The organism is Crossiella sp. NPDC003009 (assembly GCF_053591555.1).
Genome location: NZ_JBSFUA010000015.1, coordinates 95,026 through 120,128, shown reverse-complemented (window position 1 = coordinate 120,128; position 25,103 = coordinate 95,026). Strand labels below are relative to the sequence as shown.

At 72.1% G+C, this 25,103-nt stretch carries 26 protein-coding genes; 7 read left to right on the top strand and 19 right to left on the bottom strand.

All coding sequences use genetic code 11. The features are described 5' to 3' along the window. Positions 1 to 20: 20 nt before the first annotated feature. The 7 genes from ACWDY5_RS18780 to ACWDY5_RS18750 are packed head-to-tail and all read right to left on the bottom strand — an operon-like array spanning position 21 to position 7,033. On the bottom strand, positions 21 to 1,196 hold the full coding sequence (locus ACWDY5_RS18780; protein WP_449723448.1) for an aminotransferase class V-fold PLP-dependent enzyme: 1,176 nt from the start codon (positions 1,194 to 1,196) through the stop codon (positions 21 to 23). Then, on the bottom strand, positions 1,193 to 1,852 hold the full coding sequence (locus ACWDY5_RS18775) for an ABC transporter ATP-binding protein (RefSeq protein ID WP_449723447.1): 660 nt from the start codon (positions 1,850 to 1,852) through the stop codon (positions 1,193 to 1,195). Before ACWDY5_RS18775 ends, ACWDY5_RS18780 begins: the two co-directional genes overlap by 4 nt. Continuing rightward, entirely contained in the window at positions 1,846 to 2,811 is a 966-nt protein-coding gene (locus ACWDY5_RS18770) for an ABC transporter ATP-binding protein (RefSeq protein ID WP_449723446.1), read from the bottom strand. Before ACWDY5_RS18770 ends, ACWDY5_RS18775 begins: the two co-directional genes overlap by 7 nt. After that, positions 2,811 to 3,719 (bottom strand): ABC transporter permease, encoded by a 909-nt coding sequence (locus ACWDY5_RS18765; protein WP_449723445.1) that lies wholly within the window; start codon positions 3,717 to 3,719, stop codon positions 2,811 to 2,813. The genes ACWDY5_RS18770 and ACWDY5_RS18765 overlap by 1 nt, the downstream gene beginning before the upstream one ends. Beyond that, positions 3,712 to 4,707 (bottom strand): ABC transporter permease, encoded by a 996-nt coding sequence (locus ACWDY5_RS18760; RefSeq protein WP_449723444.1) that lies wholly within the window; start codon positions 4,705 to 4,707, stop codon positions 3,712 to 3,714. The genes ACWDY5_RS18765 and ACWDY5_RS18760 overlap by 8 nt, the downstream gene beginning before the upstream one ends. Next, positions 4,704 to 6,302 (bottom strand): ABC transporter substrate-binding protein, encoded by a 1,599-nt coding sequence (locus ACWDY5_RS18755; protein WP_449723443.1) that lies wholly within the window; start codon positions 6,300 to 6,302, stop codon positions 4,704 to 4,706. Before ACWDY5_RS18755 ends, ACWDY5_RS18760 begins: the two co-directional genes overlap by 4 nt. Positions 6,303 to 6,346: 44 nt before the next feature. Further along, positions 6,347 to 7,033: a DUF2848 domain-containing protein gene (locus ACWDY5_RS18750; RefSeq protein ID WP_449723442.1), complete on the bottom strand. Its 687-nt coding sequence runs from the start codon at positions 7,031 to 7,033 to the stop codon at positions 6,347 to 6,349. A gap of 50 nt (positions 7,034 to 7,083) precedes the next feature. Here ACWDY5_RS18750 and ACWDY5_RS18745 point away from each other — a divergent pair, with 50 nt between their 5' ends. Next, complete coding sequence (locus tag ACWDY5_RS18745; RefSeq protein ID WP_449723441.1) at positions 7,084 to 8,403, top strand: MFS transporter; 1,320 nt, start codon at positions 7,084 to 7,086, stop codon at positions 8,401 to 8,403. Here the strand turns inward: ACWDY5_RS18745 and ACWDY5_RS18740 are convergent. Further along, positions 8,357 to 8,983, bottom strand: coding sequence for a GntR family transcriptional regulator (locus ACWDY5_RS18740; protein ID WP_449723440.1), 627 nt, complete (start codon positions 8,981 to 8,983; stop codon positions 8,357 to 8,359). The genes ACWDY5_RS18745 and ACWDY5_RS18740 overlap by 47 nt on opposite strands. Before the next feature lie 84 nt (positions 8,984 to 9,067). On the opposite strand from ACWDY5_RS18740, the gene ACWDY5_RS18735 reads away from it, so the two are divergent. Then, a complete protein-coding gene (locus ACWDY5_RS18735) occupies positions 9,068 to 9,862 on the top strand; it encodes a carbon-nitrogen hydrolase family protein (RefSeq protein WP_449723439.1) in 795 nt (264 codons plus the stop codon). Between the two features lie 146 nt (positions 9,863 to 10,008). Here ACWDY5_RS18735 and nadC read toward each other — a convergent pair whose 3' ends face one another. The 3 genes from nadC to nadA are packed head-to-tail and all read right to left on the bottom strand — an operon-like array spanning position 10,009 to position 13,590. Next, complete coding sequence (nadC, locus tag ACWDY5_RS18730) at positions 10,009 to 10,863, bottom strand: carboxylating nicotinate-nucleotide diphosphorylase (RefSeq protein ID WP_449723482.1); 855 nt, start codon at positions 10,861 to 10,863, stop codon at positions 10,009 to 10,011. A 56-nt stretch (positions 10,864 to 10,919) separates the two neighbouring features. Further along, a complete protein-coding gene (locus ACWDY5_RS18725) occupies positions 10,920 to 12,569 on the bottom strand; it encodes an L-aspartate oxidase (RefSeq protein ID WP_449723438.1) in 1,650 nt (549 codons plus the stop codon). A gap of 1 nt (position 12,570) precedes the next feature. After that, on the bottom strand, positions 12,571 to 13,590 hold the full coding sequence (nadA, locus tag ACWDY5_RS18720; protein WP_449723437.1) for a quinolinate synthase NadA: 1,020 nt from the start codon (positions 13,588 to 13,590) through the stop codon (positions 12,571 to 12,573). Positions 13,591 to 13,661: 71 nt separating this feature from the next. On the opposite strand from nadA, the gene ACWDY5_RS18715 reads away from it, so the two are divergent. Next, a complete protein-coding gene (locus ACWDY5_RS18715; RefSeq protein ID WP_449723436.1) occupies positions 13,662 to 14,387 on the top strand; it encodes an NUDIX hydrolase in 726 nt (241 codons plus the stop codon). Between the two features lie 9 nt (positions 14,388 to 14,396). Continuing rightward, positions 14,397 to 15,071: an LON peptidase substrate-binding domain-containing protein gene (locus ACWDY5_RS18710; protein ID WP_283660836.1), complete on the top strand. Its 675-nt coding sequence runs from the start codon at positions 14,397 to 14,399 to the stop codon at positions 15,069 to 15,071. Positions 15,072 to 15,084: 13 nt separating this feature from the next. Here the strand turns inward: ACWDY5_RS18710 and ACWDY5_RS18705 are convergent, their stop codons facing one another. From ACWDY5_RS18705 to ACWDY5_RS18695, 3 genes are all read right to left on the bottom strand, one after another. Beyond that, a complete protein-coding gene (locus ACWDY5_RS18705; protein WP_449723435.1) occupies positions 15,085 to 15,936 on the bottom strand; it encodes an NAD(P)-dependent oxidoreductase in 852 nt (283 codons plus the stop codon). A gap of 47 nt (positions 15,937 to 15,983) precedes the next feature. Beyond that, on the bottom strand, positions 15,984 to 16,415 hold the full coding sequence (locus tag ACWDY5_RS18700; RefSeq protein ID WP_449723434.1) for a CBS domain-containing protein: 432 nt from the start codon (positions 16,413 to 16,415) through the stop codon (positions 15,984 to 15,986). A 115-nt stretch (positions 16,416 to 16,530) separates the two neighbouring features. Then, on the bottom strand, positions 16,531 to 17,511 hold the full coding sequence (locus ACWDY5_RS18695; protein WP_449723433.1) for a GlxA family transcriptional regulator: 981 nt from the start codon (positions 17,509 to 17,511) through the stop codon (positions 16,531 to 16,533). Between the two features lie 95 nt (positions 17,512 to 17,606). On the opposite strand from ACWDY5_RS18695, the gene ACWDY5_RS18690 reads away from it, so the two are divergent. Further along, entirely contained in the window at positions 17,607 to 18,305 is a 699-nt protein-coding gene (locus ACWDY5_RS18690; protein WP_449723432.1) for a DJ-1/PfpI family protein, read from the top strand. Positions 18,306 to 18,671: 366 nt separating this feature from the next. Here the strand turns inward: ACWDY5_RS18690 and ACWDY5_RS18685 are convergent, their stop codons facing one another. The 3 genes from ACWDY5_RS18685 to ACWDY5_RS18675 form a co-directional block, all read right to left on the bottom strand. After that, on the bottom strand, positions 18,672 to 19,214 hold the full coding sequence (locus ACWDY5_RS18685) for a hypothetical protein (protein WP_449723431.1): 543 nt from the start codon (positions 19,212 to 19,214) through the stop codon (positions 18,672 to 18,674). Between the two features lie 156 nt (positions 19,215 to 19,370). Next, positions 19,371 to 20,354, bottom strand: coding sequence for a helix-turn-helix transcriptional regulator (locus ACWDY5_RS18680; RefSeq protein WP_449723430.1), 984 nt, complete (start codon positions 20,352 to 20,354; stop codon positions 19,371 to 19,373). A gap of 133 nt (positions 20,355 to 20,487) precedes the next feature. Further along, positions 20,488 to 20,577 (bottom strand): PH domain-containing protein, encoded by a 90-nt coding sequence (locus tag ACWDY5_RS18675; protein ID WP_449723429.1) that lies wholly within the window; start codon positions 20,575 to 20,577, stop codon positions 20,488 to 20,490. A 159-nt stretch (positions 20,578 to 20,736) separates the two neighbouring features. Between ACWDY5_RS18675 and ACWDY5_RS18670 the strand changes: the two genes are divergently transcribed. Next, positions 20,737 to 21,141, top strand: coding sequence for a RidA family protein (locus ACWDY5_RS18670; protein WP_449723428.1), 405 nt, complete (start codon positions 20,737 to 20,739; stop codon positions 21,139 to 21,141). Between the two features lie 591 nt (positions 21,142 to 21,732). Further along, positions 21,733 to 22,797, top strand: a complete 1,065-nt coding sequence (locus ACWDY5_RS18665) for a DUF2293 domain-containing protein (protein ID WP_449723427.1) — start codon at positions 21,733 to 21,735, stop codon at positions 22,795 to 22,797. On the opposite strand, the gene ACWDY5_RS18660 is transcribed toward ACWDY5_RS18665, so the two are convergent. Beyond that, entirely contained in the window at positions 22,781 to 23,719 is a 939-nt protein-coding gene (locus ACWDY5_RS18660) for a GNAT family N-acetyltransferase (RefSeq protein ID WP_449723426.1), read from the bottom strand. The genes ACWDY5_RS18665 and ACWDY5_RS18660 overlap by 17 nt on opposite strands. A 211-nt stretch (positions 23,720 to 23,930) precedes the next feature. Next, positions 23,931 to 24,965 (bottom strand): DUF6923 family protein, encoded by a 1,035-nt coding sequence (locus tag ACWDY5_RS18655; RefSeq protein ID WP_449723425.1) that lies wholly within the window; start codon positions 24,963 to 24,965, stop codon positions 23,931 to 23,933. Positions 24,966 to 25,103: the final 138 nt, after the last annotated feature.

The window sequence follows — 25,103 nt, the reverse complement described above, 5'->3', positions numbered from 1 at the left end:
ACGGTGGCCCTTCGGCGTGCTCAGGCGACGATCTCGGCGACCGCGGCCACGAACCGGACCAGCTGCTCCTGGCTGACGAAGTAGTGCGGCGAGGCCCGGACCACCTGGGCGAGCCCGCGCGCGGTCATGTCCAGCAGCGCGCCGGTGGTGCCGCCGACGGACAGGGTGATGTCCTTGGCCACCAACGCCTTCTTCACCTCCTCGCCGTCCACGCCCGCGACGGTGAAGGTGACGATCCCGCCGCGTTCGGTGCCCAGGTCGTGCACGGTGACCCCGGGCAGCGCGGACAGCTCGGCGCGCAGGAAGGCCGCGCGTTGCACCACCGCGGCCTGGATGTCGTCGATGCCCAGCTCGTCGGCGTAGCGCAGCGCGGCGATCAGGCCGAGCCGGTCGGCGATGGAGGACTCCCACAGCTCGTGCACCCGCGCGTCCTGGCGCAGCGTCCACTCCCCGAGCGCGCTCCAGTCCGCCGAGTGCTGGTCCACCAGCGGCGGCCGGAGCCGGGGCGCGGCAGCGGGGTTGACCACCAGCAGGCCGGTGCCGCGCGGCCCGCGCAGCCATTTGCGGCCGGTGACCGAGATCAGGTCCGCGCCGAGCTCATCCAGCCGCACCCGCCGCTGGCCCGCGGTCTGGCAGGCGTCCAGCAGGGCGATCGCGCCGACCTGGTGCGCGGCGTCGATGATCTCCTTGGCCGGGTTGACCAGTCCGCCGTTGGTGGGCATGTGCACCACCGAGACCAGCTTGACCCGCTCGTCCAGCATCGCGGTCAGCGCGGGCACCGAGATCGAGCCGTCCTCGGCGCTGGGCACCAGCTCGACGGTGGCGCCGAACTCCTGCGCCCGCTGCATCAGCGCGATCGCGTTGCTGCCGTACTCCACCTGGCTCACCAGGATCCGGTCCCCGGCGGCCAGCGGCACCGCGGACATGCCCAGCAGCCAGGACCGGGTGGCGCTGTCGGTGAAGGCGACATCCGTTGGCGCGCAACCGAAGAAGTCCGCGGCCACCTGGTACCCGGCAGCCAGGTCCTCGGCGCGTTCGGCCTCGGCCCGGTAGCCGCCGACCTCCGCCTCCCGCCTGAGGTGGCCGATCACCTCGGCCAGCACGGGCTCCGGCGGCAGCGAGGATCCAGCGCTGTCCAGGAAGACCTGCTCCTGGCAGCCCGGTGTGTCCGCGCGGACGCGGTCGAGATCGATCACTGTTCCTCCCCGTCGTTTCGCCACCGCACGACCCGGTCCGCCCATACCGAGAGCAGCGGTTCGTCGTGGCTGATGGCCAGCACCCCGGTGCCGGTGGAGTTGCTGTGCTCGGCCACCACGCCGACCAGCGCGGCGGTGGTGGAGGCGTCCAGCATCGCGGTCATCTCATCGCAGACCAGGTAGCGCGGTTCCAGCGCGAGCGCCCTGGCCAGGCAGGCCCGTTGCAGCTGCCCGTCGCTGACCTCGTGCGGCCGCCGCCGCAGCAGCTCGCCGGTGAGCCCGACCTGCTCGACCAGCTCGGCCACCCGGTGCTCCACCGCCCGTTTCCGGTTGGCCAGCAAGGGTTCGGCCACGACCTCCTGCAAGGTGAACCGGGGGTCCACGCTGAGCCGGGGCTGCTGGAACACCACCCCGATCGCGGTCCGCTGCGCGCGCGGCGCGGCGTGCCGGAACCCGCGCGCCGGTTCGCCGTCCACCCTGACCTCGCCCGCCCACGGCGCCATCAGCAGCGTCAGCACCCTGGCCAGCGTGGATTTCCCGCACCCGCTCGGCCCGGCCAGCCCGACCACCTCGCCGCGCGCCACCTCAATGTCCACATCGGACAGCACGGGCACCCCGCTGCGGTATCCGGCGACCAGGCCGGTCCCGCTCAACATGGCTGCCTGCACGCGACGTAGCGGTCCCCGTGCCGCACCAGCGCCGGATCGCCGCCGCAGTCCTCGGCGACCGGGCAGCGCGGCCGGAACGCGCAACCCTCGGGCAGCGCGGTCAGCTCCGGCGGATGTCCGGGAATGGCCCGGAAACCGCCGGTGGGCAGCGCGCCGAGCAGGCCTTCGGTGTAGGGATGCCACGGCGTGTCGAAGAGCTTCGCCGCCGGACCGCGCTCCACCAGCCTGCTCGCGTACATCACCGCGAGGTCGGTGGCCACCCGGCTGGCCGCGGCCAGGTCGTGCGTGATCAGCAGCACCGCCCTGCCCTCCCGCGCCAGGTCGGCCAACAGGTCCACGGTCCGCTCCACCAGCGGCCGGTCCAGCCCCGCGGTCGGCTCGTCGGCCAGCACCACCGGCGGGTCCCCGGCCAGCGCCAGCGCCACCGCCACCCGCTGCGCCGTGCCGCCGGAGAGCTCGTGCGGATACCGCTTGAGGAACACCGGATCCAGCCCAACCCGCTCGGCCAGCCCCTCCGCGACCCCCGCCGGATCCCGTTCCGCCGGCCGCAGCACCCGCACCGCCTCCACCAGCTGCGCCCCCGCGGTCCGCACCGGCGTCAGGTGCGCCGCGGCCGACTGCGGCACCAGCCCGACCAGTCGACCCCGGACCCGTTGGGAGAGCACGCTTTCCGGCGCACCCAGCAACTCGACCGGCTCGGCCTCCGGCGCGTTCAGCACCGCCTCGCCGCACAGCCGCGCGTTGGCGGGCAACAGTCCCAGCAGCGCGGCCGCCAGCACCGACTTGCCACACCCGCTCTCCCCCACCAACCCGAGCAGCTCGCCGGGAGCCAGGCTGAAGGAGACGTCGGTGACCGCGTGCACCTCCGGCCGTCCCCGGCCCAGCCGGAACCGCACGGACAGCTCACGCACATCCAGCAGGGGACGCACCGGGTCGCTTTCGATCATCACAGCGCCAGCTCCGATCGCCGCCGCGGCACCAGCCGGTCCCGCCACACCGCCGCCACCCCGGACACCGCCAATGTGGCCACCACCAGCACCACCGAGGGCAGCGCCACGATCCACCACGCGCCCAGCAACACGGCCTGCCTGCCCTCGGTGAGGATGTTCCCGATGCTCGCCAGGTGCGGCGGCAGCCCGAGGCCGAGGAAGCTCAGCGCGGTCTCGTGCCACACCGCGTGCGGCAGCAGCAGCACCGCGGACACCGCGGCCTGCGGCACCACCGCGGGCAGCAGGTGCCGCCGCAGCACCCGCCACCGCGAGGACCCGCCGGAGATCGCCGCGTCCACGAACGGCCGCTGCCGCAACGACAACACCTCGGCCCGCACGATCCGCGCCACCGTGGTCCAGTGCGTCAGCGCGATCGAGGCCACCACCGCGGTCAGGCTGCCCCGGTACAGCGCGACGATCACGATGCCCAGCAACAGGTGCGGCACCGCGTTCACCGTGTCCACCAGCCGCATCAGCAGCCGGTCGGTCCAGCCGCCGACCAGCCCGGACAGCCCGCCGACCAGCACGCCGAGCACCGTGGACAGCACCGCGCACAGCGCGGCCACCAGCAGCGAGACCCGCAGCCCCGCGAAGGTCCGCAGCAACAGATCCCGCCCGCCGCCGTCGGTGCCGAAGGGATGGTCCAGGCTCGGTGCCAGCCGGATCGCCCGATAGTCCACAAGGGACTCGTCCAGCCCGCCCAGCCAGGGCAGCAGGATCGCGCCCAGCACCAGTGCGACCAGCGTGCCGATGCCCAGCCACAACCGCAGCCGGGCCCGCCCCGCCGCGCCCTTGCCGCGCGGTGTGCCGGCCCGTTTCCTGGCCGCGGACCGCCAGGTGCGCGCCGGCGCCGCTGTCTCAACCATCGGTGGCCACCCTCGGATCCAGCAGCGCCGCGGCCACATCGGCCAGCAGCGAACCCGCCAGCACGGCCGCGGTCGCCAGCAGCGACAGCGCCACCAGCAGCGGGAAGTCCACCGCCAGCGCCGACTTCACCACCGCACCGGCCACGCCGGGCCAGGAGAACACTTCCTCCACCAGCACCGCCCCGGTCACCAGCTCCGGCACCCGCGCGCCGAGCAGGGTCACGAACGGCAGCAGCGCGGTGGGCAACGCGTGCCGCAGCACCACCATGGGCTCACCGAGCCCGCGGGCCCGCGCGCCGGTCACGTGGTCCTCGGCCAGCACGGTCAGCAGGGACTGCCGGATGTGCAGGATCAGCCACGGCGACTGCGACACCCCGAGCACCACCGCCGGCAGCACCAGATGCGTGGCCACCTGCCCGAAACCCGCCGTCTCGCCGGCGTCGGTCAGCCCGCCGCCGGGCAGCCAGCCCAGGCCGAGGGTGAACACCGCCACCGCGACCAGGCCGAGCACGAACGGCGGAATCCCTTCCAGCGCATGGCCGGTCGCGGTGACCACCCGGTCCAGCCAGCCGCCCTGCCGCCAGGCCGCGAGCACGCCGAGCACCAGCGCGATCAGCACCGCGAGCAGCAGGCCGACGGTGACCAGCAGCAGGGTCCAGGGCAGCCGTTCGGCGATCACCTGCGCGACCGGCTGCCGGAACGACCGGCTGTCACCAAGGTCCCCGGTCAGCAGCGTGCCCGCCCACCGTCCGAACTGGACGAACACCGAGTCGTCCAGGCCGAGCTCGGTGCGGGCCCGCGCCACGTCCTCGGCGCTGGCGCTGAAGATCTGCACTCCGTAGTACTGGTACACCGGGTCGAACGGGGAGGCGGCGCCCAGCAGGAACACCGCGACCGCCACCACCACCAGCACCGGGACCGCGAACGCCAAGCGGCGCAAGGCGAGCAGCCCGATGGCCCGGGCCCGGCTGGGCGCGCCGGCGCTCACCCCTGCGGGGTCCAGTCCTGGAGGTTCCACCACGGGCCCCAGGTGAGGCCGTGCGTGTGCGGGTCGACGACCTCCTGGTAGCCGCTCCAGCCGTCGCGCACCACGTAGGTGTGGTCCAGGAAGGCCAGGAACACCATGCCGGGGTCGGCGGCGTAGGCGCGCTGGAACTCCCGGTACTGCGCCACCCGCTGCGCCGGGTCGGCCTCCCGGCGTCCGGCCTCCAGGGCGCGGTCCACCGCCGGGTTGGCGTAGCGGCCGGGGTTGTTGAAGCCGTCGCCGCCGAAGCTGGAGTGCAGCAGCGGGTAGGACTTCAGGTCGGGGTCGAACGGGTTGCCGCCGCCGAGCACCAGCGCGTCCTTGCCCATCCGCGGTTCGATCGCCTCCCAGCCCAGGCCCTCCAGCTTCACCTCCACGCCGACCGCCTTGGCGTCGGAGGCGAATGCCTGCGCGAGGTCCTTGCGCACCGCGTCACCGACCGGGTACATCAGCGTGAAGCTGGCCGCCAGGTCGCCGCGGGCGCGGATCCCGTTGTCCCGCTTGGCCCAGCCGGTCTGGTCCAGGATGCGCTCGGCCTCGGCCCGGTCGAACCGGAACTGCGCGGCAGGCTCCACGAACTCCGGCAGCGCCTGCGGGATCGGGGTGGAGGCGGGCGCGCCCTTGCCTGCCAGGAAGGCGTTGATCATGCCCTGGCGGTCCACCGCGTGGTTGAGCGCCAGCCGCAGGCCCTTGTCCGCGGTGACCGGGTTGGCCATCGGCATGGTGACCGTGCGGTAGTCCGCGCTGCGGTGGGTGATCTGCCGGTAGCCGTTGCCCTCGAAGGTCTTGGCCAGCGCGGGCGGCAGCGAGGTGCCGTCGAACTCACCGGCCTTCATCCGCTGGGCGCGCGCGTTGTCGTCGGTGGCGAAGACCACGGTGACCTTGCGGACCTTCGGCACCTTCTCGAAGTAGCCGTCGTTGGCCGCCAGCACCATCTTCTCGCCCTTGCGCCACTCCTCCAGCTTGTACGGGCCGGTGCCGACCGGCTTGGCGCCGAAGGGGTTCTTCTCCAGCGGACCGGGCTGGGCCAGCGCCTCGTTCGGCAGGATGCCCAGCACCAGCTTGTGCGCGAACGGCGTGTACGGGTAGGCGAGGTCGAAGCGCACCGTCTCCGGATCGACCTGGGTGACGCCGGTGAGCATGCCGAAGGAGGACTTCACCGTGGCGGCGTAGGCCGGGTCGAGCAGCGCGCGGTAGGTGGCCACCACGTCCTCGGCGTTGAACGGGCTGCCGTCGTGGAACTTGACCCCGGTGCGCAGCTTCACCGTCCAGGACCGGCCGTCCGGCGCCGGCTTGGGCAGGTCGGCGGCCAGCAGCGGGCGCACCGACCGGTCGGCCTGGTGCTCGACCAGTCCGTCGAAGAGCTTGGACACGCCCTCCTCGCCGTAGCCGAGCAGCGGGTTGAGGCTCTCCGGCTCGTAGCCGTCGGCGAGGGTCATCGCGGTGCGGTCCGTGCCCGCCTTGCGGTCGGGCGCCGCCGTCGGCGTGGTGCAGGCGGCGGCGACCGCGACGGATGCGATCATGGCGGGCAGCAGGAGGGCAACCTGTCGGCGCTTCACGCCGCAGACCCTAGCTGCCAATCTCTGGCAACAGCACCCCTGGTTCAGCCGACCGGCGCCGGCAGCCGGCGAACCGTGTACCCGCAGGAAACCCTCGCCCCGGTGTCCGGGTCGCCCAGCTCCACCCGCCAGGCGGCGGCGAACTGGTCCACCCCCGGCTTCATCGGGATGGTGCCGGAGAGCAGCACGGTGCCCGGCTCGGCCAGCCCGTCCGCCCGCAGCCGCTCCAGCCAGTACCGCGGCGAGAGCAGGTCACCGAGGCTGCCCTGCTGGATGAGCTGCTCCCGGCCGTCCGCGCCGGTCACCCAGGCGGTGAGGGTGAGCCGGTCGATCCGCTCGTCCACCTCGGCCAAGCGCCAGGCCTGCCGGGCGAGCACGTCCGGGCCCGCCTGCTTGCTCCAGCCCACGCCGTGCACCTCCAGCGCGCGGTCGGTGTGGTCGCAGGCCGCGGTCAGCAGCACCCCGGCCTCGGTGATCACCAGCGCCCACTCGGCCTCGCCCGAGGTGCGCCCGTGCTGCACCGGCACCTCCTCGGTCTGCATGGCCAGGTAGGGCGCGACCGGGTAGAGGCTGGGGGTGACGCTGGGCGCGGGCACCCCCAACTCGGCCAGCTCGGCCACGTGCGCGGCCACCTCCTCCTGGCTCCGCCCGGCGTACCCGGCGTTGAGCAGCGTGCGCACGCTGACCTGGACGGTCTCGCCGCCGGGCAGCTCGAAGCTCAGTGGGGTCATCGGGACTCTCCGCTCTTGCGCATACGTCTTGTATACAGCAAGTATGGGGCATGCATAACCAGCGCTCCCTGATCCGGGCCTTCACCGCGAGCCTGAGCGGCACCGCACTCGAGTGGTACGACTTCGCCATCTACTCCTCCAGCGCCGCCCTGGTCTTCGGCACGCTGTTCTTCCCCAGCCACGACCCCCTCGCCGGCACCCTGCTGGCGTTCTCCACCTACGCCGTCGGCTACCTGTCCCGGCCGCTGGGCGGGTTCGTCTTCGGCCGCCTCGGCGACGTGATCGGCCGAAAGAAGGTGCTGGTCACCACGCTGTTGATCACTGGGGTATCCACCTTCGTGATCGGCCTGCTGCCCACCCACGAGGACATTGGGGTGACCGCCGCGGTGCTGCTGGTGCTGCTGCGCTTCGCCCAGGGCGTCGGCCTGGGCGGGGAGTGGGGCGGCGCGGTGCTGCTCTCCAGCGAGTTCGGCGACCCGGCCCGCCGCGGCTTCTGGGCCTCGGCCGCCCAGGTCGGCCCGCCGCTGGGCACCCTGCTGGCCAACGGCGTGATCGCGCTGCTCGGCGTGGCGCTGAGCGCCGAGGACTTCCTGGCCTGGGGCTGGCGGGTGGCCTTCCTGCTGTCCGCGGTGCTGGTCATCTTCGGCCTGTGGATCAGGGCCAAGCTGGAGGAGACCCCGGTCTTCCAGGCCATCGCCGAACACGGCGACCGCCCCACCGCGCCGGTCACCGAGGTGTTCACCACCCAGCGCCGCCAGCTCGTCGCCGCGGTGCTCTGCCGGGTCTGCCCCGACGTGCTCTACGCCCTGTTCGCGGTGTTCGTGCTGACGTATGCCACCCAGGAGCTGGGCGTGCCGCGCGGCTGGGCGCTGGCCGCGGTGCTGATCGGCTCGGCCGTGCAGGTCTTCCTGATCCCGCTGGCCGGCGCGCTGTCCGACCGCTGGGGCCGCCGCCGGATGCTGGCCGCGGCCACCCTCGCCGCGATGGCCTGGCCGCTGGTGTTCTTCCCGCTGGCGGAGGCGCGCTCGCTGCCGCTGCTCATCCTCGGCGTGCTGGGCGGCCTGGTGATCCACTCCGCCCTGTTCGGCCCGCAGGCGGCCTTCATCGCCGAGCAGTTCACCCCCAGGCTGCGCTACACCGGCAGCTCACTGGCCTACACCCTGGCCGGGGTGATCGGCGGCGCGGTCGCCCCGCTGCTGTTCACCTACCTGCTGGCGGAGTTCCACAACTGGCTGGCGCTGGCCGCCTACCTCGCGGTTACCGGCGTGATCTCCCTGATCGGCCTGGCCCTCGGCCGGAACCCCGACCCGGCCGAGCAGCTGCTCACCCCGCCAGCAGCACCTTCAGCGTCGCCTGCAGATGCGTCGTGATGGCCAGCGAGGCGGCCAGCCCGTCCCCCTCGGCGAGGGAGTTGAGGATCAGCTCGTGCTCGGCCAGCACCGCCTCCCGCCGCCCGGCCGCCCGGCCCAGCGCGGCCACCCCGACGGTGACCTGCCTGGCCCGCAACCCGTCGTAGACCCGCACCAGCAGCTGGTTCCCGGTGGCCGAGACCAGCGCGGCGTGGAAGCGCCGGTCCCACTCGATGAAACCGCGGGAGTCCTCGCTGGTGAGCAGCCCGCGCTGGGCCTCGAGCGCCTCGGCCATCTCGTTCAGCGCGCTGCGGTCGCCGGCCAGCACGCGTTCGGCGGCATGCCGTTCCAGGAGCTCGCGGAGCTCCATCAGCTCCTTGATCTCCCGCATGGTCATGGCCGGGATGTAGGCGCCCTTCTTCGGCACCAGGCGCAGCAGGTCCTCGGCGGCGAGCATGAGCAGTGCCTCGCGGATGGGCGTGCGCGACACACCGATACGGTCAGCGAGCTCCTGCTCGTTGATGAACTGTCCCTGCATGGCCGGATCACCCAGGACCGTGTCCTTCAGGAACTCGTAGGCGCGGTCACGGCCACTGGCCATCAGACACCCCCTTGCATACTGGAAGTATACAAGTAGGTCACACTGTGTGGGCCAGCTTGCCGAGGAGTTCAAGGAGGACCCAGAGTGCGAATCGGCCTGTGTCAGATCGTGTCGGGCGCCGACCCCGCCCAGAACCTGGAACTGGTTCGGGAGGGCATCAGCCTGGCCGCGGACCAGGGCGCCGAGCTGGTGGTCTTCCCCGAGGCCACGATGGCCTGCTTCGGCGGCCCGAAGCTGACCGACATCGCCGAGCCGGTGGACGGCCCCTGGGGCACCGCGGTCGGCATGCTGGCCAAGGAGGCCGGGGTGCTGGTGGTCGCGGGCATGTTCACCCCCGCGCCGGACGGCCGGGTCTACAACACGCTGCTGGTCACCGGCGGCGACGACCCGGTGGGCTACAACAAGATCCACCTGTTCGACGCCTTCGGCTTCACCGAGTCCAAGACGGTGGCGCCCGGCGACGACCTGGTGGCGATCGAGATCGGCGGGGTCACCGTTGGCATGACCACCTGCTACGACCTGCGCTTCCCCGAGCTGTACCGCGCGCTGGCCGACAACGGCGCCAGCGTCATCGTCACCGCCGCCTCCTGGGGCGCCGGCGAGGGCAAGCGCGAGCAGTGGGAGCTGCTGACCAGGGCCCGCGCCCTGGACTCCACCACCTGGGTGGTCGCCTGCGGCCAGGCCGACCCGGCCAGCGCGGGCATCGAGCCCAGGGGCAACGCCCCCACCGGCGTCGGCTACAGCGCGGTGGTGGACCCCTTCGGCCGGGTGCAGGCCGCGCTGGGAGCGGAGCCGGAGGTGCTGGTGGTCAGCATCGACCCGTTCGTCACCGAACAGGCCCGCGAGGCCATCCCCGTGCTGGAGAACCGCAGGCTCTGAGCCGCCCGGCGGCCGCGCCACCACCCGGTCTGCCCCGGCCCGGCAAGCGCCGCCCCCGCCCGGCAGGCCCGCCCGCGCCACCCCGCCCGGCTCCGGACAAAGCGAAGGGGCGTCCTCCCCCTGGAAGACGCCCCTCCAACCTCTGCTCAGCGCAGGTCAAGCCCCAGGTCCAGCGCGGGCGAGGAGTGCGTGAGCCCGCCCACCGCCAGGTAGTCCACCCCGGTCTCGGCGTACTGCCTGGCCACGTCCAGCGTCAGCCCGCCGGATGCCTCCAGCTTCGTCGCGGTCCCGGCCGCCCTGCGCACCGCCTCGGCGCACTGCTCAGGGGTGAAGTTGTCCAGCAGCACCAGCGAGGCCTCCTCGCCGAGCACCAGGTCCAGCTCCTCCAGCGAGGTCACCTCGACCTCGCAGGGCAGGTGCGGCGCGTGCTGGCGGGCCAGCTTCAGCGCCTGCACCACCCCGCCCGCGGCGACCACGTGGTTGTCCTTGATCAGCACCGCGTCGCCGAGGCCCAGCCGGTGGTTCTCCCCGCCGCCGCAGCGCACCGCGTACTTCTGCAGCAGCCGCAGGCCGGGCAGGGTCTTGCGGCTGTCCCGCACCACGCACCCGGTGCCGTTGACCGCGTCCACCCAGGCCGCGGTCGCGGTGGCCACCCCGGAGAGGTGGCAGACCAGGTTCAGCGCGGTCCGCTCGGCGGTGAGCAGCCCGCGCACCGGGCCGCGCAGCCGCAGCGCGCTCTCCCCCGGCGAAAGCTTCTCCCCGTCCTTGCGCAGCTCCAGTACCTCGTAGTTCTCCGCGCCGATCACCGTGTCGAACACCGCGAGCGCGACCACCCCGCCGGCCAGCACCCCGCCCTTGCGCGGGTTCAGGTCGGCCTCGGCGACCGCCTCCCGTGGCACGGTCGCGTCCGTGGTCGCGTCCGGGCCGTACCGTAGGTCCTCGCCCAGGGCCAGGCTGATCACCCGCTGCACGTCGTCCACGTCCAGCCCGGCCCGGCCCAGCTTGGCCGAGACCCGGTGTGAACAGCTGCGCCAGTACTCGACCCCGCCAACGGCTCTCACGCCGCACCTCCCATCGCGGTCCACCGCATCAGCTCCGGCCTGCCGTCGGCGCCGAGCCGGACGGCGATGCTGCGCCGCCAGCCCAGGTCGTCGGTGGCCGGGTAATCCTCGCGGACGTGGCAGCCCCTCGTCTCGGTCCGCGCCGCGGCGCTGTCCAGCAGCACCGCCGCGGCCAGGGTGAGCGCCGCGTCCTCGACCTCCGCCCGGCTGCGCAGCGGCGCCTCCGCGCTCGCCGCGCCGATCGTCTCGGCCGCCTCGGCCAGGCCCTGCGCGCTGCGGCCCACTCCGGCGTGCCTGCTCATGGTCAGCTGCAAGGTGTCCCGGTCGGCGATCCTGGCCACCGGCGCGGCGATCCGCACCGGCGCCCGGTGCCCGTCGGCCAGTCCGGTGCCCAGGTCCAGCGCGACCGCCTCGGCCACCCGCTCGCCGCCGACCAGGCCTTCCAGCAGGCTGTTGGAGGCCAGCCGGTTCGCGCCGTGCAGGCCGGTGCGCGCGACCTCGCCGACCACGTACAGCCCGGTGACCGCGGTGCGCCCGTCCACGGTGGACATGACACCCCCGCAGGCGTAGTGGCAGGCGGGCGCGACCGGGATCGGGTCGACGGCCGGGTCGATCCCGGCCGCCACGCAGGCCGCGTGCACGCTCGGGAACCGCTGTGCGAACGGCACGCCGAGGGTGTCCGGCCCCAGCCTGGTGGCGTCCAGATACACGTTGCGGACACCGGTGGCGTTCATCCGCCGGGTGATCGCCGCGGCCACCACGTCCCTCGGCGCGAGGTCGGCCAGCGGGTGCACCCCAGTCATCACCCGCGCGCCGTCGCCGTCGACGAGCACCGCGCCCTCGCCGCGCACCGCCTCGGTGACCAGCGGCCTGCGACCGCGCGCGCCGGAGCCGGTGTAGAGCACGGTGGGGTGGAACTGGGTGAACTCCAGGTCGGCGGCGGTGGCCCCGGCGCGCAGCGCGAGCGCGAGTCCGTCGGCGGTGGCCACCTCGGGGTTGCTGGTGGCGGCGTAGAGCTGGCCGAGGCCGCCGGTGGCCAGCAGCACGGCGGGCGCTGCCAGCACACCGAGGTTCCCGGTCTCGTCCAGCACCAGCAGTCCGTTGACCGCGCTGCCCGGCCGCGGTCCGACCTGCACCGGCTCGGCACGCAGCACGTCCACCGCGGTGTGCCGCTCCAGGATGGTCAGCCTGCCGTCGGCGGCACTGGCCAGCAGCGCCCGCTCGACCTCCGCGCCGGTGGCGTCCCCGCCGGCATGCACCACCCGGTACGCGGAGTGCCCGCCCTCCCTGGTGCGCGCCAGCCTGCCGTCCGGCTTGGCGTCGAAGATCGCGCCGCGGCGGCGCAGCCTGCCCACCGCGGCCGGTCCACCGGCGAGGATGGCCCGCGCGGCGATCTCGTCGCACAACCCGGCGCCCGCGGTGAGGGTGTCCGCCAGGTGCTTGCCGACGCTGTCACCCGGCTCGTGCTCGCCGTCCAGCACCACGGCGATGCCGCCCTGGGCCCACCTGGTGTTGCCCTCCTCGGCGGCCGCCTTGGTGACCACCAGGACCCGCAGGCCCAGCTCGGTGGCCCGCAGCGCCGCGGTCAGCCCGGCGACGCCGGTGCCGACCACGACCAGGTCGGCGCGAGCCTCCCAGCGCGGCACCTCACTCGCCCCCGCCCGGCTGCCCGATCTCGATCATCCGCCGCACCGAGGCGCGGGCGCGGGCCGCCACCTCGAGGTCGACGTGCACCTCGTCCTTGCCCTCGCGCAGCGCGCGCAGCAGCGCCGCCGGGGTGATCATCTTCATGTAGCGGCAGGAGGCCCGGTCGTTCACCGCGCGGAAGTCGATCTCCGGCGCGGCCCGGCGCAGCTGGTGGATCATGCCGATCTCGGTGGCCACCAGCACGGTGTCCGCCTTGGTCTGCCTGGCGGCCTTGACCATGTCGCCGGTGGAGAGGATGTGCACCCGCTCGGCGGGCACGGTGCCCTCGCCCGCCAGGTAGAGCGCGGAGGTGGCGCAGCCGCACTCGGGGTGGATGAACAGGTCCGCCTCCGGGTGGGCCGCGGCCTTGGCGGCCAGCTCAGGACCGTTGATCCCGGCGTGCACATGGCACTCGCCCGCCCAGATGTGCAGGTTGTCCCGCCCGGTCTCGCGCTTGACGTGCGCGCCGAGGAACTGGTCGGGGCAGAACAGCACCTCGCGGTCCTCGGGGATCGAGCGGACCACGTCCACCGCGTTGGAGGAGGTGCAGCAGATGTCGGTCTCGGCCTTCACCTCGGCGGTGGTGTTCACGTAGGAGACCACCACCGCGCCGGGGTGCTCGGCCTTCCAGGCCCGCAGCTGCTCGGCGTTGATCGAGTCGGCCAGCGAGCAACCCGCCCGCTCGTCCGGGATCAGCACGGTCTTATCCGGGCTGAGGATCTTGGCCGTCTCGGCCATGAAGTGCACACCGCAGAACACGATGGTCGAGGCATCGCTCTCGGCCGCGATGCGGCTCAGCGCCAGCGAGTCACCGGTGTGGTGCGCGATGTCCTGGATCTCCGGGAGCTGGTAGTTGTGCGCCAGCAGCACCGCGTCGCGCTCCTCGGCCAGCCTGCGTACCTCAGCGGCCCACTCCGCGTTCGGCTCGACGCCGCCGTAGGGAGTCAGGTCGGTCCGCTCCAACCACGCAGTAGCGGCCATGTCGTCCTCCTTGCTCCACCCGAGCGTGCCGAGTGGCCGTCAACCAGGTTTTCGCCTTAGAATCGAAAACTATGGGTGATGGTATCAGCCAAAAGGGTCATGCGGCACATGAGGTTCTGGCCGCAGTGCTCCAAGTGCGAGCTGGATCACTCCAGGCGCTGCTGTGGCAACGGGCCCGCGAACCGCACGCCGGACGGTGGTCACTGCCCGGCGGCAGGCTCGGGACCAGCGAGGACGTCGAGACCTCCGTGCGCAGGCAACTGGGCGAGAAGGTCGATGTGCGCGAAGTGCCGCACGTCGAGCAGCTCGCGGTGTTCTCACTCCCTGAGAGGGTGCCCGGCGAACGGGTGGTCGCCACGGCCTTCCTCGGCCTGGTCCCCTACGACGTCGACCCGGCCATCCCGTCCGACACCGCCTGGCATCCGGTGGACGCCCTGCCGCCGACCGCCTTCGACCACCAGGCCATCGTCCACCGCGCCCGCAACCGGCTGCGCGCCAAGCTGTCCTACACCAACATCGGCTTCGCGCTGGCGCCGCCGGAGTTCACCGTCTCGGCACTGCGTTCGCTGTACTCCGCGGCGCTGGGCTACCGGGTGTCCGCGACCAACCTGCAACGCGTGCTCTCCCGCCGCGGCCTGCTGGAACCCACCGGCCACACTGCCCCGCCGGGCCCTTCCGGCGGCCGTCCGGCGGCGCTGTTCCGGTTCCCCGGCAAGGGCTTGGAGGTGACCGACCCGTTCGCGGTGCTGCGGCCGCCCGCGGGAAATCGGCCAGCGGGCACGGGCGGCTCGTCGTAACGTGAACGGGTGACCGACACACTGCCGCTGTTCCCGTTGGGCACGGTGCTGCTGCCGGGCGCCTCGCTGCCGCTGCACATCTTCGAACCGCGCTACCGGCAGCTGATGGTGGACCTGGTGACCGGCGCCGTGCCCGGTCGCAGCTTCGGCGTGGTCGCGGTCAAGCAGGGCTGGGAGGTCGGCGAGGACAACCTGGAGGCCTGGCACGAGATCGGCTGCACCGCGCTGCTGCGCGAGGTCCGCAGGCTCGACGACGGCCGGTTCGATGTGGTCGTGCGCGGTCAGCGCCGCTTCCGGCTGCTGGCGGTGGACGGGGGCAGCGCGCCGTACCTGCTCGGCCAGGTGGAGTGGATGCCCGACGCCGAGCCGGCCCTCGGCCCCAAGCCCACGGTGCTGGCCGACGCCGCCCGCGCCGCGCACCGCCGCTACTGCACCACGGCCTGGCGGCAGGAGGACTGGAAGGAACCCAGCGGCTCGGCCGATTTCGCCTCCTTGTCCCACGAACTGGCCGCCGACTGCATGCTGCCCCTTGAGGACCAGCAGCGGCTGCTGGAGGAGACCTGCCCGATCCGGCGGCTGCGGCTGGTCCGCCGGATGCTGACCAGGGAGGCGGAGATCCTGCGCACCCTGCGCGCGGTCCCGGTGCCGCTGACCGAGTTCGCGCAGAAGCACAGCGAGAACTAGCCCGCCGCCCGGGTCAGTCCCGCTGGCGCAGGTGCGTGACCACGGCGCTGAAGTCCCGCTCCCCAAGCCCGGCCTTTTCCGCCACGCCCAGCTCCCGCCGCGCCGCCGCGATGACCCCGTCCGCCGCCGCCCCGGCCTCCAGCGCGAGCCGCAGGTCCTTGGCGGCCAGGCTGAGCGAGAAGGTGACCGGCTGACCGTCGTCAGCGGTCTGCTCCCGCAGCCGCCTCGCCATGCCGCCGACCGCGGAGCCGGCCAGCGCCTCCCACGCGGTGCCCGCGTCCACGCCCATCCCGTCGGCCAGCGCCATCGCCTCGCCGATCAGCACCGGCACCGTCGCGGTGATCGCGTTGACCACCAGCTTCAGCGAGGCCCCCGCGCCGATCTCACCGACCCGCACCGGGTTGCCTAGTACCGAGAGCACGTCCCGGACCGCGGCGAACTCGGCCTCGGTGCCGCCGACGTAGATGTCCAGCGTGCCGCCCTCGGCCTGCGGCAGCGTGCCCTTGACCGGCGCGTCGACCAGCGTGGTCCCCTCGGGCATCCGGGCCCGCAGGCCCCGGACCGCCTCGGGCCCGCTGGTGGACATCTCCACCACGGTCGCCCCCGCGGCCAGCTTCCTCGCGCCGCCGCCGGTGCCGAAGATGACCTCGTCCACCGCGTCGCCGTCGGCCAGCATGGTGATGACGAGCTCCGCGCCGTCCACCGCGCCCGCCGGGTCCTCGGCGACCTTGGCGCCCTGCCGCGCGAGCGGTTCGGCCTTGGCCGCGGTCCGGTTCCACACGGTGAGGTCGTGCCCAGCGGCCAGCAGCCTGCCCGCCATCAGCACACCCATGCGCCCGAGCCCGAGAAATGCGATACGTGCCATGACAGCGCACGCTAGGACCAGCCCAGCGCCCCCGCCACCGCGAAATGTCAGCCCTGGGCGATATACGCCTGAAGGTGCTCGTGGTCCTCTTCCAGCTGGCTGATCCGGGACTTGACCACGTCACCAATGGACACGATCCCGGCCAGCTGCCCGTCGACGAGCACCGGCACATGCCGGATCCGCCGTTCGGTCATCAGCACGGTGAGGTTGTCCACGGTGTCCTCCGGCGTGCAGGTCACCACCGCGGCGGTCATGATCTCCGCCACCGTGCCGCTGAGCAGCTCGGTCCCGCGTTCCCGCAACTGCCGGACCACGTCCCGCTCGGACACGATGCCCACCACGGTCCCGTCCGGTCCGACCACGACCAGCGCACCCACGTTGTGCTCGGCGAGCGAGCCGAGCAGCTGGGTGACCGTTGTGCCAGGTTCGACCGTGGCAACAGTGGAACCCTTGCTGCGCAGGACATCCGCGATCCGCATGGCAACACCCTTCGATCGACACCGGCCGACCCGGTTCAGGCTAACGGGGGACAGCCGAACGCGCAGCGCCCCCAACGGTGGTTCTTCCGGTCCCCCGGTTCGCCCGCACCCGAGGTCAGCCCGCCGCGGACCGCCTGCGCTGGACCAGCCGGTAGCTGGACGGCGAGGTCTGGAAGTGGTCCAGGAAGGCCTGCCGCAGGGTCTCGGTGGAGCTGAACCCGCAGCGGAGGGCGATCGCGGCCAGCGGCAGCCGGGTCGACTCGAGCAGCCGCGCGGCGGCCCTGGTGCGGGCGGCGCGGACGTACCGGCTCGGCGTGCTGCCCACCTGCTCCTCGAACAGCCGGGCCAGGTGCCGGGTGCTCAGCCCCGCCCGCCGGGCCAGCGTGCTCGCGCGCAGGTCGGCGGCCGGGTCGCTCTCGATCAGCCGCACCAGGTCCCGCACCACCCCGCGTTCGGGCGGCGGCGCCGCGACGTACATGCTCACCTGCGCCTGGTTGCCCGGCCGCTGCAGGTAGGTGACCAGGTGCCGGGCCACCGTCCGAGCCACCTGCGCCCCGTGGTCCTCCTCCAGCAGCGCCAGCGCCAGGTCGAGCCCGCTGGTCACGCCCGCCGAGGTGTACAGCGGCCCGTCCTTGATGAACAGCGGCGCGGGGTCCACGGTCACCGAGGGAAAGTCCCTGGCCATCTGGTCGGCGTAGAACCAGTGCGTGGTCGCCCGCCGCCCGTCCAGCAACCCAGCGGCGGCCAGCAGCGTGGACCCGACACACACCGAGGCCACCCGCCGGCTCAACCCCGCCACCCGCCGCACCTGGTCAACGAACCGCTGGTCAAGCGCCTGTTCCCGGTAGGTCCAGCCCCCGGCCACGATCATCGTGTCCACCGGCCCCGCCACCCGCTCCAACCGCACCTGCGCCGCCAGCGTCAACCCGGAAGCACACCGGACCGCGCGTCCCCCCATGCTCGCCAGCCGGATCTCATACCCCGGGTCCAGGCCCATCCGGTTGGCCGCGTCCAGCACATCGCTGGGACAGGCGATGTCGAGCAGCTCCGCCTCGTCATACCCGATGATCACCACCCGCCGAGCCGCACCAGCCATGCCGCAAACCTAGCTCCCCATGTCCGTCAGACAAGGACCCCAAGTTTTCGGACATCCCCCGCGCACCGCCATGATCATCCAGCCAGGCTGGCCCCATGACCGCAGACGTGCGCACCATCGCCTTCGTCCTCTACCCCGGCCTGACCCCACTCGACCTGGTCGGCCCCCTCCAAGTGCTCGCCGCTCTCCCCCAACTGGGCCTGCCCTACCGCGCCGTCACCGTCGCCGGCACCAAGGACCCCCTCCCCACCGACCTCCCCCTGCACCTGTCCGCCACCCACACCTACCCCGAGATCCCCAACCCGTTCGCGGTCCTGGTCCCCGGCGGCGGCGCCCCGACCTTCCGCGCCATGGCTGACGAGTCACTGCTCAACTACCTCCGCACCACCAGCCCCCAGGCTGAGTTGATGCTCTCGGTCTGCACCGGCTCCCTGCTGCTGGGTGCTGCCGGCCTGCTGAAGGGCCGCAAAGCCACCACCCACTGGGCCGCACGCCACGTGCTCCCCCGCTTCGGCGCCACCCCCGTGGCCGAACGCTGGGTCACCGACGGCAAGTTCACCACCGCCGCCGGCGTAGCCGCCGGAATCGACGCGGCCCTGCACGTCGTGCAACAGCTGACCGGCCCGGAAGTAGCCCGCGCCGTCCAGAACGGCATCGAGTACGACCCCCAGCCCCCACTCGGCCCCATCGACTGGTCCACTGTGGACCTGGACTCCGGCACCGCCTGGATCAAGTCCATGGTCGAGGAGGCCTTCCCGGACAACCCAGACCTCCGCGCCACCCTGCTGGGCTGAGCAGAATTCCCTTGCGGAGAGCGCAGGCGATCCGGGATGATCCGCCCATGCAGCTGAAGCGAAAGGGCGGTCACCGCCCAGGCCGTTGACCGGCCCCCCGTGGGCCCCCGGCCACCACACCGGAGAAGTCCCCACGATTCCAGCGCTCTCCGCCATCGGTTCCGCCACACGCACGATCCCAACGGACGCAGCGCCAACGCCATCCCGCACGACCGCGACGTGGCTCCTGGTCACGTTCACGCTCGCGCTGGCAACGTCACTCCCGGGCACCGACCCACCAGCGGTCGCGACATCGATCCTGGCCACAGTCCCACTCGCGCTCGTGGCCTCGCTCGTAGCCGCGACAACCCCGGCCATCCCAGCACGTCACGCGACCCCGGTGACGCCCGCAGCCACGGCTCCCTCGGCTGCCTCAGCGTCGCCAGCAACACCGGAATCGCCTGGCGCACCAGGATTGCCTGGCGCCCCGGGACTGCTTGCCGCTCCGAGATTGCCGGTCATGCGGGCGTTGCCTGCCGCGCCAGCATCGCCGATGGTCTTGGCATCGCACGCGGTCCTGGCATCGCTGATGGCCCTGGCGTCGCCGATGGTCTTGGCGTCGCCGATGGTCTTGGCACCGCTGGTGGTCTTGGCACCGCTGGTGGTCTTGGCACCGCTGGTGGTCTTGGCACCGCTGGTGGTCTTGGCACCGCCGATGGTCCCAGCATCGCTGGTAGTCCTGACGTCGCTGGTACCTGCGGCGTCGCTAGTAGCCGCGGCGTCGCTGGTGGTCGTGACATCGCCGGTGGTCCTGACATCGCTGGTAGCTCCGGCGTCGCTAGCAGTCCTGGCGTCGCACGTGGTCCTGGCCACGCTCGCGGTCACGGCATCCGTCGCTGCCCCGGTCCGCCCCGCGATCACACTGTCCACTGTGGACCGATGCCTGCTCCCGTCCGGCGTTCGTGTCCCACGCGACCGTCTCCGCGGGCCCATCCCACCCGGTCGCACCCAATTCCTCTCACCCACAGAAAGGAGTCCGACCACCTTGCCGCACAATGGCTGGGACACAGCCGCCGCACGTTGAGCTCACCCGAGGTACGTCGCCGCCAGCGCACGCACGGACTCCGTCACCAGGGCCCGTAGTTCCTGCGGCGCAAGGACTTCCACTTCGGCACCAAGCTTGAGCAGGTCGTCGTGCGCCACGGCGGCCTGCTCCACCGGCATTTCCGCCCGCACCCAGCCGCGCTCGTCAGGCGGCCCCGCGGTACGCGCGACCGCCTCGGCCACCACGTCGCCGTAGAGATGCGCCAACCGCGACACCGCCTTGGGCGACAGCCGAACCACCGCCGTGCCCACCAACATGTCGCGCTCGTACCGCCGTGCCCACTCCGCCCAGTACCGAGCCAGGTCAAAGGTTTCCGGCCGCTCGAACCGCTCCGGCAACACCACCAGCTCCAGCACCTGCGCGACCCGATAGGTGCGCACCTGCCCAGGCCGGTCCACCGCCTGCGCCACGAGGTACCAGAGCCCCGACTTCAACACCAGGCCAAGCGGCTCCAGCTCCCGATCCACCTCCTGCGGTTCCCGCCAACGCCGGTACCGCACCGCGATCCGCCGGCCGTCCCAGACCGCCCCGGCGATCGCACTGAGCCACGGCGTCCGATCGGCCGGCCGGAACCACCCGGGCGCATCCAGATGGAATCGCTCCCGCAGTGCCTCCGCCCGCGTCCGCAACTCCGCGGGCAGGGACGCCAGCAGCTTCAACTCTGCCGCGGCCAGCACCCCACCGAGTCCCAGTTCCGCCGCAGGCCCGGGCATCCCGGTCAGGAACAGCGACTCCGCCTCATCCGCGGTCAACCCAGTCAGCCGAGTCCGGTACCCGTCCAGCAGCTGATACCCGCCGGACCGCCCGGCATCGCCGTACACCGGCACACCGGCCGCGGACAACGCCTCCATGTCCCGGTACACCGTCCGCACCGAGACCTCCAGCTCGGCGGCCAGCTCACTCGCCGACATCCGCCCTCGCGTCTGGAGCAGCAACAGGGTGGACAACAACCGGCTGGCACGCATGGCCGGAACCTACCCCGCGCCCCAGACACCGGCCGCGCGAGCGAGCCCACGGCCGCACCACGACCCGGACGCCATCGCGACCGAACCGCCATCGCGGCGCCGCGGCGTCGCGAGAAGAGGCACAGCCTCTGTCTCAAGGCCGAACCAGGACCACGGCAACCCACGCAAGGCTCTTCCTGCCGAACCAACTACGCCAAGCGACACCTCCTTCCGAAATAGTCACTTCTCGATGCGGCACCGGGCTTCAGGCGCACAGCCTCCTGGTTTCCGGGGCAGCGACACCCGCGGTCGCGGCCAGTCATCGAAGGCATGCCGATCACGCATGCCACCTCTGCACAACCTTCGCTGGTCGCATGCCTGGTATCCACCTAGCGTCACCGCCATGCGGACCACGTTCGACAACCCGGCCGGTGCGCCCGGCCCCTTCGCCAACTACTCCCAGGTCGCCCGGGTCGACCTGGGGAGCGGCGCGTTGCTGGTGCTGTCCGGTCAGATCGCGGTGACCGAGGACGGGCAGCCCCTGCCGACCCAGGACATGCGGGTTCAGGCGGAGAACGTCTTCGCCACCATCACCGCCCTGCTGGCCGCGCATGGCGCGACCCTGGCCGACATCGTCAACATCCGCTCGTACCTGACGGACATGGACGACCTGCCTGCCTATGGCGCGGTACGTCGCCGGCTGTTCCCAGCCGACCCGCCCACAAGCACGACCGTGCAGGTGTCCCGGCTGTTCCGGCCGGAGGCGCTACTGGAGGTGGACGTCATCGCTACCGTGCGGAACACCTGAGCCGGCTTGCCCTGTCGAGCGCTCCGGTCAGCCGCACAAATCCGGCACGCGGGGCAGGCGCGAACCGAGGGGGCGGTTGATCGTTGGCGGGTAGCCGCTGCCACTGCTCGCCCTCGCGCACCAGGCCCTGAATGTCCAGCGCTGCCAACGATTCACCTCCTCTACGGCAGCGCTGGACAGGTCAGTCCAGGATGGGTGCGGTGCAGTCCGGCGAGCTGAGCGACACGCGTCGGCAGTTCGGTCAACGTCAGGATCCACGGCTCGAATGTCCGTCCACTGTGGACTAGCTTTCGTATTTGCCTCCAGATAAAGAGGTTTCCGCTGTTCGGGTAGCCACAGGTGCACCTGCATGGCGTGGTTGGTGCTCAGCGCACCGAGATATGAGGTCGCGGACAGCGCCCGGAATACGACGACACGGCGTCGAGAAAGCTGTATATGCTCGGGAAAATGAGGTTTGCACTACCGGCGGAGGAGTCCCGAGTCTCGGTCGGCCTGGACGCATCGTAGCGCACTTCACGATGATCGGGTTCCACCCCGGCCGGCTGTGGATAACTTCGCAGAGGACGACGGTCCAGCTGGCAGACTGGTCTCGTGGTCCAGGCAGTCATGTCCAAGCTCGAACGGCGCGTCACCGAGGCGTCCGTGGCGTTGCTGGCGAAGAAGAAGTTCGTCTCCCCGGTGCTCGTGTTCAACCGGCTGGGCTGGCTGACGGACAAGCGGATCGAGGACTGGGAGCAGGGCAGGCTCGGTTCGCTCACCGAAGGGATGTCCGCGCCGGTGGAGAAGGTCGACACCGCGCTCGGGCACCTCGGCGACTGGGCGCGGCGACAAGGTCTGACCGCTGAGGTGGTGGACTACGTGGCGGCGACCCGGGATCGGCGTCCGCTGCGGTTCACCTCATCCGGTTCAATTGACGCCGAACGGGTGTTCGCCACGCACTGGCTGGCACCGAATCTGTCGCAGGCACAACGGGATCGGCTCGCGCAGCGGCAGAACGCGGCACCCGATCTGGTGGTGTTGCGCGCTGATGGCGGCTGGGTGTGTACCGACTGCGGTGGCACCGACACCTACCAGTTCGTCGAGGAGAACCGGCCGTACTGCCTGGAGTGCGCCGACCTGGACCACCTGGTATTCCTGCCAGCCGGCGACGCCGCACTGACCCGGCGGGCGAAGAAGGCGAGCACGCTGTCCGCGGTGGTGCAGCGGTTCAACCGGTCGCGCAAGCGGTTCGACCGGCTCGGACTGCTCGTCGAGGAGGCCGCGCTGGAGGCGGCGGAGGAGCAGTGCTTCGCCGACGCCGAGCTGCGTGCCCGGCGACGGGATCGGGACGCGGTGCGCCGCGCCGAGCAGGACCTGGACTTCCAGGCCCGGCTCGCCGCGGAGATCCTGCGGTTGTTCCCCGGCTGCGCGCCCGCACGGGCCGAGGCGATCGCACGGCACGCCGGGGCGCGCAGCAGCGGGCGGGTCGGGCGGTCGGCCGCCGGTCAGTCCCTTGACGAGGGTGCGACGCGGCGGGCGGTGATCGCCTCGATCCGGCACGAGGACACCGGCTACGATGCGATGCTGATGGCCGGGGTGCCGCGAACCGTTGCCAGGGAACGGATTCGCGACACCATCGACGCGGTGCTGGACCGCTGGGTCAGCGGGGTGCGCTGAGTACCAGGCGCATCTCGATGTTGCGGTAACCGCCTCGGGTGAAAGCCGCGGCCATCGGCTGGTTCACCAGGTCGGTGTCCGCGACCACCCTGGGCATGCCCAGCTCGGCGTGGTGCCGGGTGATGTGCGCGAGCAACTCGTGGATGTAGCCGTGGCCGCGGTGTTCGGGCAGGACACCGAGGTAGCCGACCACGGCATTGGTCGGGTTGCGCGAGGGCAGGGCGAGGCCGACCAGGTCGCCGTCGGCGGTGTAGGCCAGCCGCCACCAGTCGCGGGGGCCGGGCATCTCGTCGCGGTAGAACTCGAAGTCGTCGCGAGCGTGTGCGGCCACACCGACCGTGGCGACTCCACGCCGGGTCTCCGTGTCGAGGCTGCCCTCGGTCAGCTGGCGGAACACCGACAGCATCACCTCGTCGTCCGGTTCCGGGCGGAAGTGCAGGCGTGCCGGTGGTTCGGGCAGGCGGTCGGCCGGAGTCCACTCGTAGCGCAAGCGCTCGTTGTCCTCGGTCAGTCCGGCGCGGGCGGCTGCGGCACGGCGCCAGTCGACCGCGGCCACGCAGGCTGGGTCGGCACGCCAGTTCAGCGGCAGCTTGAGGTGGTAGGCCGGTAGTACGGGCGCGCCGTCGGCCAGGAACGCCGCGTGTGCGGTGTTGAGCAGTTCGCCGACCAGGACTGCCGGGTCGGTGACGGAGTGGTGCACGTGCAGGTAGTCCAGGGAGAGCGGGTGCCTGCCGTTGCCGAAGCCCCACCACATGGCGCGGGCCAGTATCCGGTCGCCGTCCTCGGCCACCCAGGTCCACTGTGGGCGATACTGGGCGGCGGCGCGGCGCTCGTCGTACTGAGCCGCGGTGGCCCAGTCGAACGGGGCGGGGACGTGCGGAGTGCGGTCGAGGTCGGCCGCGGTGAAGGAACGGAACTTCATGAGGTACTGCCTCCGAAGGCGAGGTTCAGGAGGCGCGCGCGGGATCGGTCAGGCGATCCGCGGAGGCGCCGACAGGAATGTGTGCACTGGGAGCCTCCCTTCCGTCCATGGCGGCCGCGCGGTGCGGCGAACACAGCCTAAGGCATGACCGCACCCGGACGCCGGGATTATTCCGGATGCGCCGGGCGCGGATGTGCAGGCGAGAATCGGGTCAGCGGTGGGAACGGACGATGCGCACCGCGGCACCGGAGCCGAAAATGAGCATCACCACGGTCACCACGGTCCACCGTCGCTGGTCACGGACCAGCGAGGACGACGCCTGGGCCTTCGGGGTGGGACGTGGGGGCGTGCGGGCGACTACCGGCTTGGCCGGGGGTGGCGGCGGGGTGGCGCGGCTCGGCGGCCGTGGTGGCGGCGGCGGGATGACCGGGGCGGGCCGGGTGGCCGGGGTGGTGGTCCTTGGCGGCGGTGGCGGAGGGATCACGGCCGGGGGCGGGACCGGCGTGGTGGTGACCGGGGGTGGGGTGGTGGTGGCGGGCGGCGGGGTGGACTTCAGACAGCCGGCGCCGTCCGTGCTGGTGAGCGCGGGACCGGTGTTGACCTCGGTGATCGTGTTGTCGCCCAGTTGGATGCGGTAGAGGCGGCTGGCGCGGCGGTAGTCGTTGTTCAGAACCCAGAGGCCGTTGTCGGCCGGGTCGAGCACGACGGCGCCGTAGGTGCTGGAACCGGGCAGGCCCTTGAGCACCTTGACCTTGGTGACCTTGCCGTTGCCGGGGTCGACCTTCACCAGGGTGCCGTGGCCGTGGCCGGTGTTGGAGATGCCGTAGAGCTTGCCGTCGGCCGGGTTGTGCGCGAAGTCGTCCAGGTCGTCGGAGAGCCAGTGCCAGTCCAGGCGGACCGCGTGCACCAGGCCGAGGAAGCTGGGACTGCGCGGGTCGATGTCGATCGCGTACAGCTTGTCCCACTCACGCACGTACAACCGGTTGCCGACGACCGTGCCCGCGTAGCTGTCGATCAAGCCGCTCCACGGCACCGGCACCGCGCCGGTGCGCCGGACCGGACCGAGGTCGTTGACCGTTCCGTTGAGGTCGATGCGCACTACGTGACCGCCGTCACGGAACTTGCCCGATCGGTCGCGGCTGGCGATTCCGTAGACAAGACCCTGCGCTTGGGCGTACCCGATCGAGTTAACGGCGAGCCCCAACGGCTGCGGCGCCCGGTTCGGCAGGCCGGTCGGCAAGGTCACCCGCAACAGGGTGGACAGGCCACCGTGTCCGGTCGCCCGTACCTGGTATGCAGTGCAGACGCTGGCCGCCTGCGCCGGGCTCGGGATGAGACCGCCACTGCTGACGAAGAGCAGGAACGAGGTACTGCACAGCGCAAT

Bases quoted from the DNA above. Each gene is read 5' to 3' on its own strand.
- ACWDY5_RS18775 (WP_449723447.1), bottom strand. From the start codon at position 1,852: ATGTTGAGCGGGACCGGCCTGGTCGCCGGATACCGCAGCGGGGTGCCC.
- ACWDY5_RS18770 (WP_449723446.1), bottom strand. From the start codon at position 2,811: ATGATCGAAAGCGACCCGGTGCGTCCCCTGCTGGATGTGCGTGAGCTG.
- ACWDY5_RS18765 (WP_449723445.1), bottom strand. From the start codon at position 3,719: ATGGTTGAGACAGCGGCGCCGGCGCGCACCTGGCGGTCCGCGGCCAGG.
- ACWDY5_RS18750 (WP_449723442.1), bottom strand. From the start codon at position 7,033: ATGACCCCACTGAGCTTCGAGCTGCCCGGCGGCGAGACCGTCCAGGTC.
- ACWDY5_RS18745 (WP_449723441.1), top strand. From the start codon at position 7,084: ATGCATAACCAGCGCTCCCTGATCCGGGCCTTCACCGCGAGCCTGAGC.
- ACWDY5_RS18740 (WP_449723440.1), bottom strand. From the start codon at position 8,983: ATGGCCAGTGGCCGTGACCGCGCCTACGAGTTCCTGAAGGACACGGTC.
- nadA (WP_449723437.1), bottom strand. From the start codon at position 13,590: ATGGCCGCTACTGCGTGGTTGGAGCGGACCGACCTGACTCCCTACGGC.
- ACWDY5_RS18715 (WP_449723436.1), top strand. From the start codon at position 13,662: ATGGGTGATGGTATCAGCCAAAAGGGTCATGCGGCACATGAGGTTCTG.
- ACWDY5_RS18705 (WP_449723435.1), bottom strand. From the start codon at position 15,936: ATGGCACGTATCGCATTTCTCGGGCTCGGGCGCATGGGTGTGCTGATG.
- ACWDY5_RS18700 (WP_449723434.1), bottom strand. From the start codon at position 16,415: ATGCGGATCGCGGATGTCCTGCGCAGCAAGGGTTCCACTGTTGCCACG.
- ACWDY5_RS18695 (WP_449723433.1), bottom strand. From the start codon at position 17,511: ATGGCTGGTGCGGCTCGGCGGGTGGTGATCATCGGGTATGACGAGGCG.
- ACWDY5_RS18690 (WP_449723432.1), top strand. From the start codon at position 17,607: ATGACCGCAGACGTGCGCACCATCGCCTTCGTCCTCTACCCCGGCCTG.
- ACWDY5_RS18680 (WP_449723430.1), bottom strand. From the start codon at position 20,354: ATGCGTGCCAGCCGGTTGTTGTCCACCCTGTTGCTGCTCCAGACGCGA.
- ACWDY5_RS18670 (WP_449723428.1), top strand. From the start codon at position 20,737: ATGCGGACCACGTTCGACAACCCGGCCGGTGCGCCCGGCCCCTTCGCC.
- ACWDY5_RS18660 (WP_449723426.1), bottom strand. From the start codon at position 23,719: ATGAAGTTCCGTTCCTTCACCGCGGCCGACCTCGACCGCACTCCGCAC.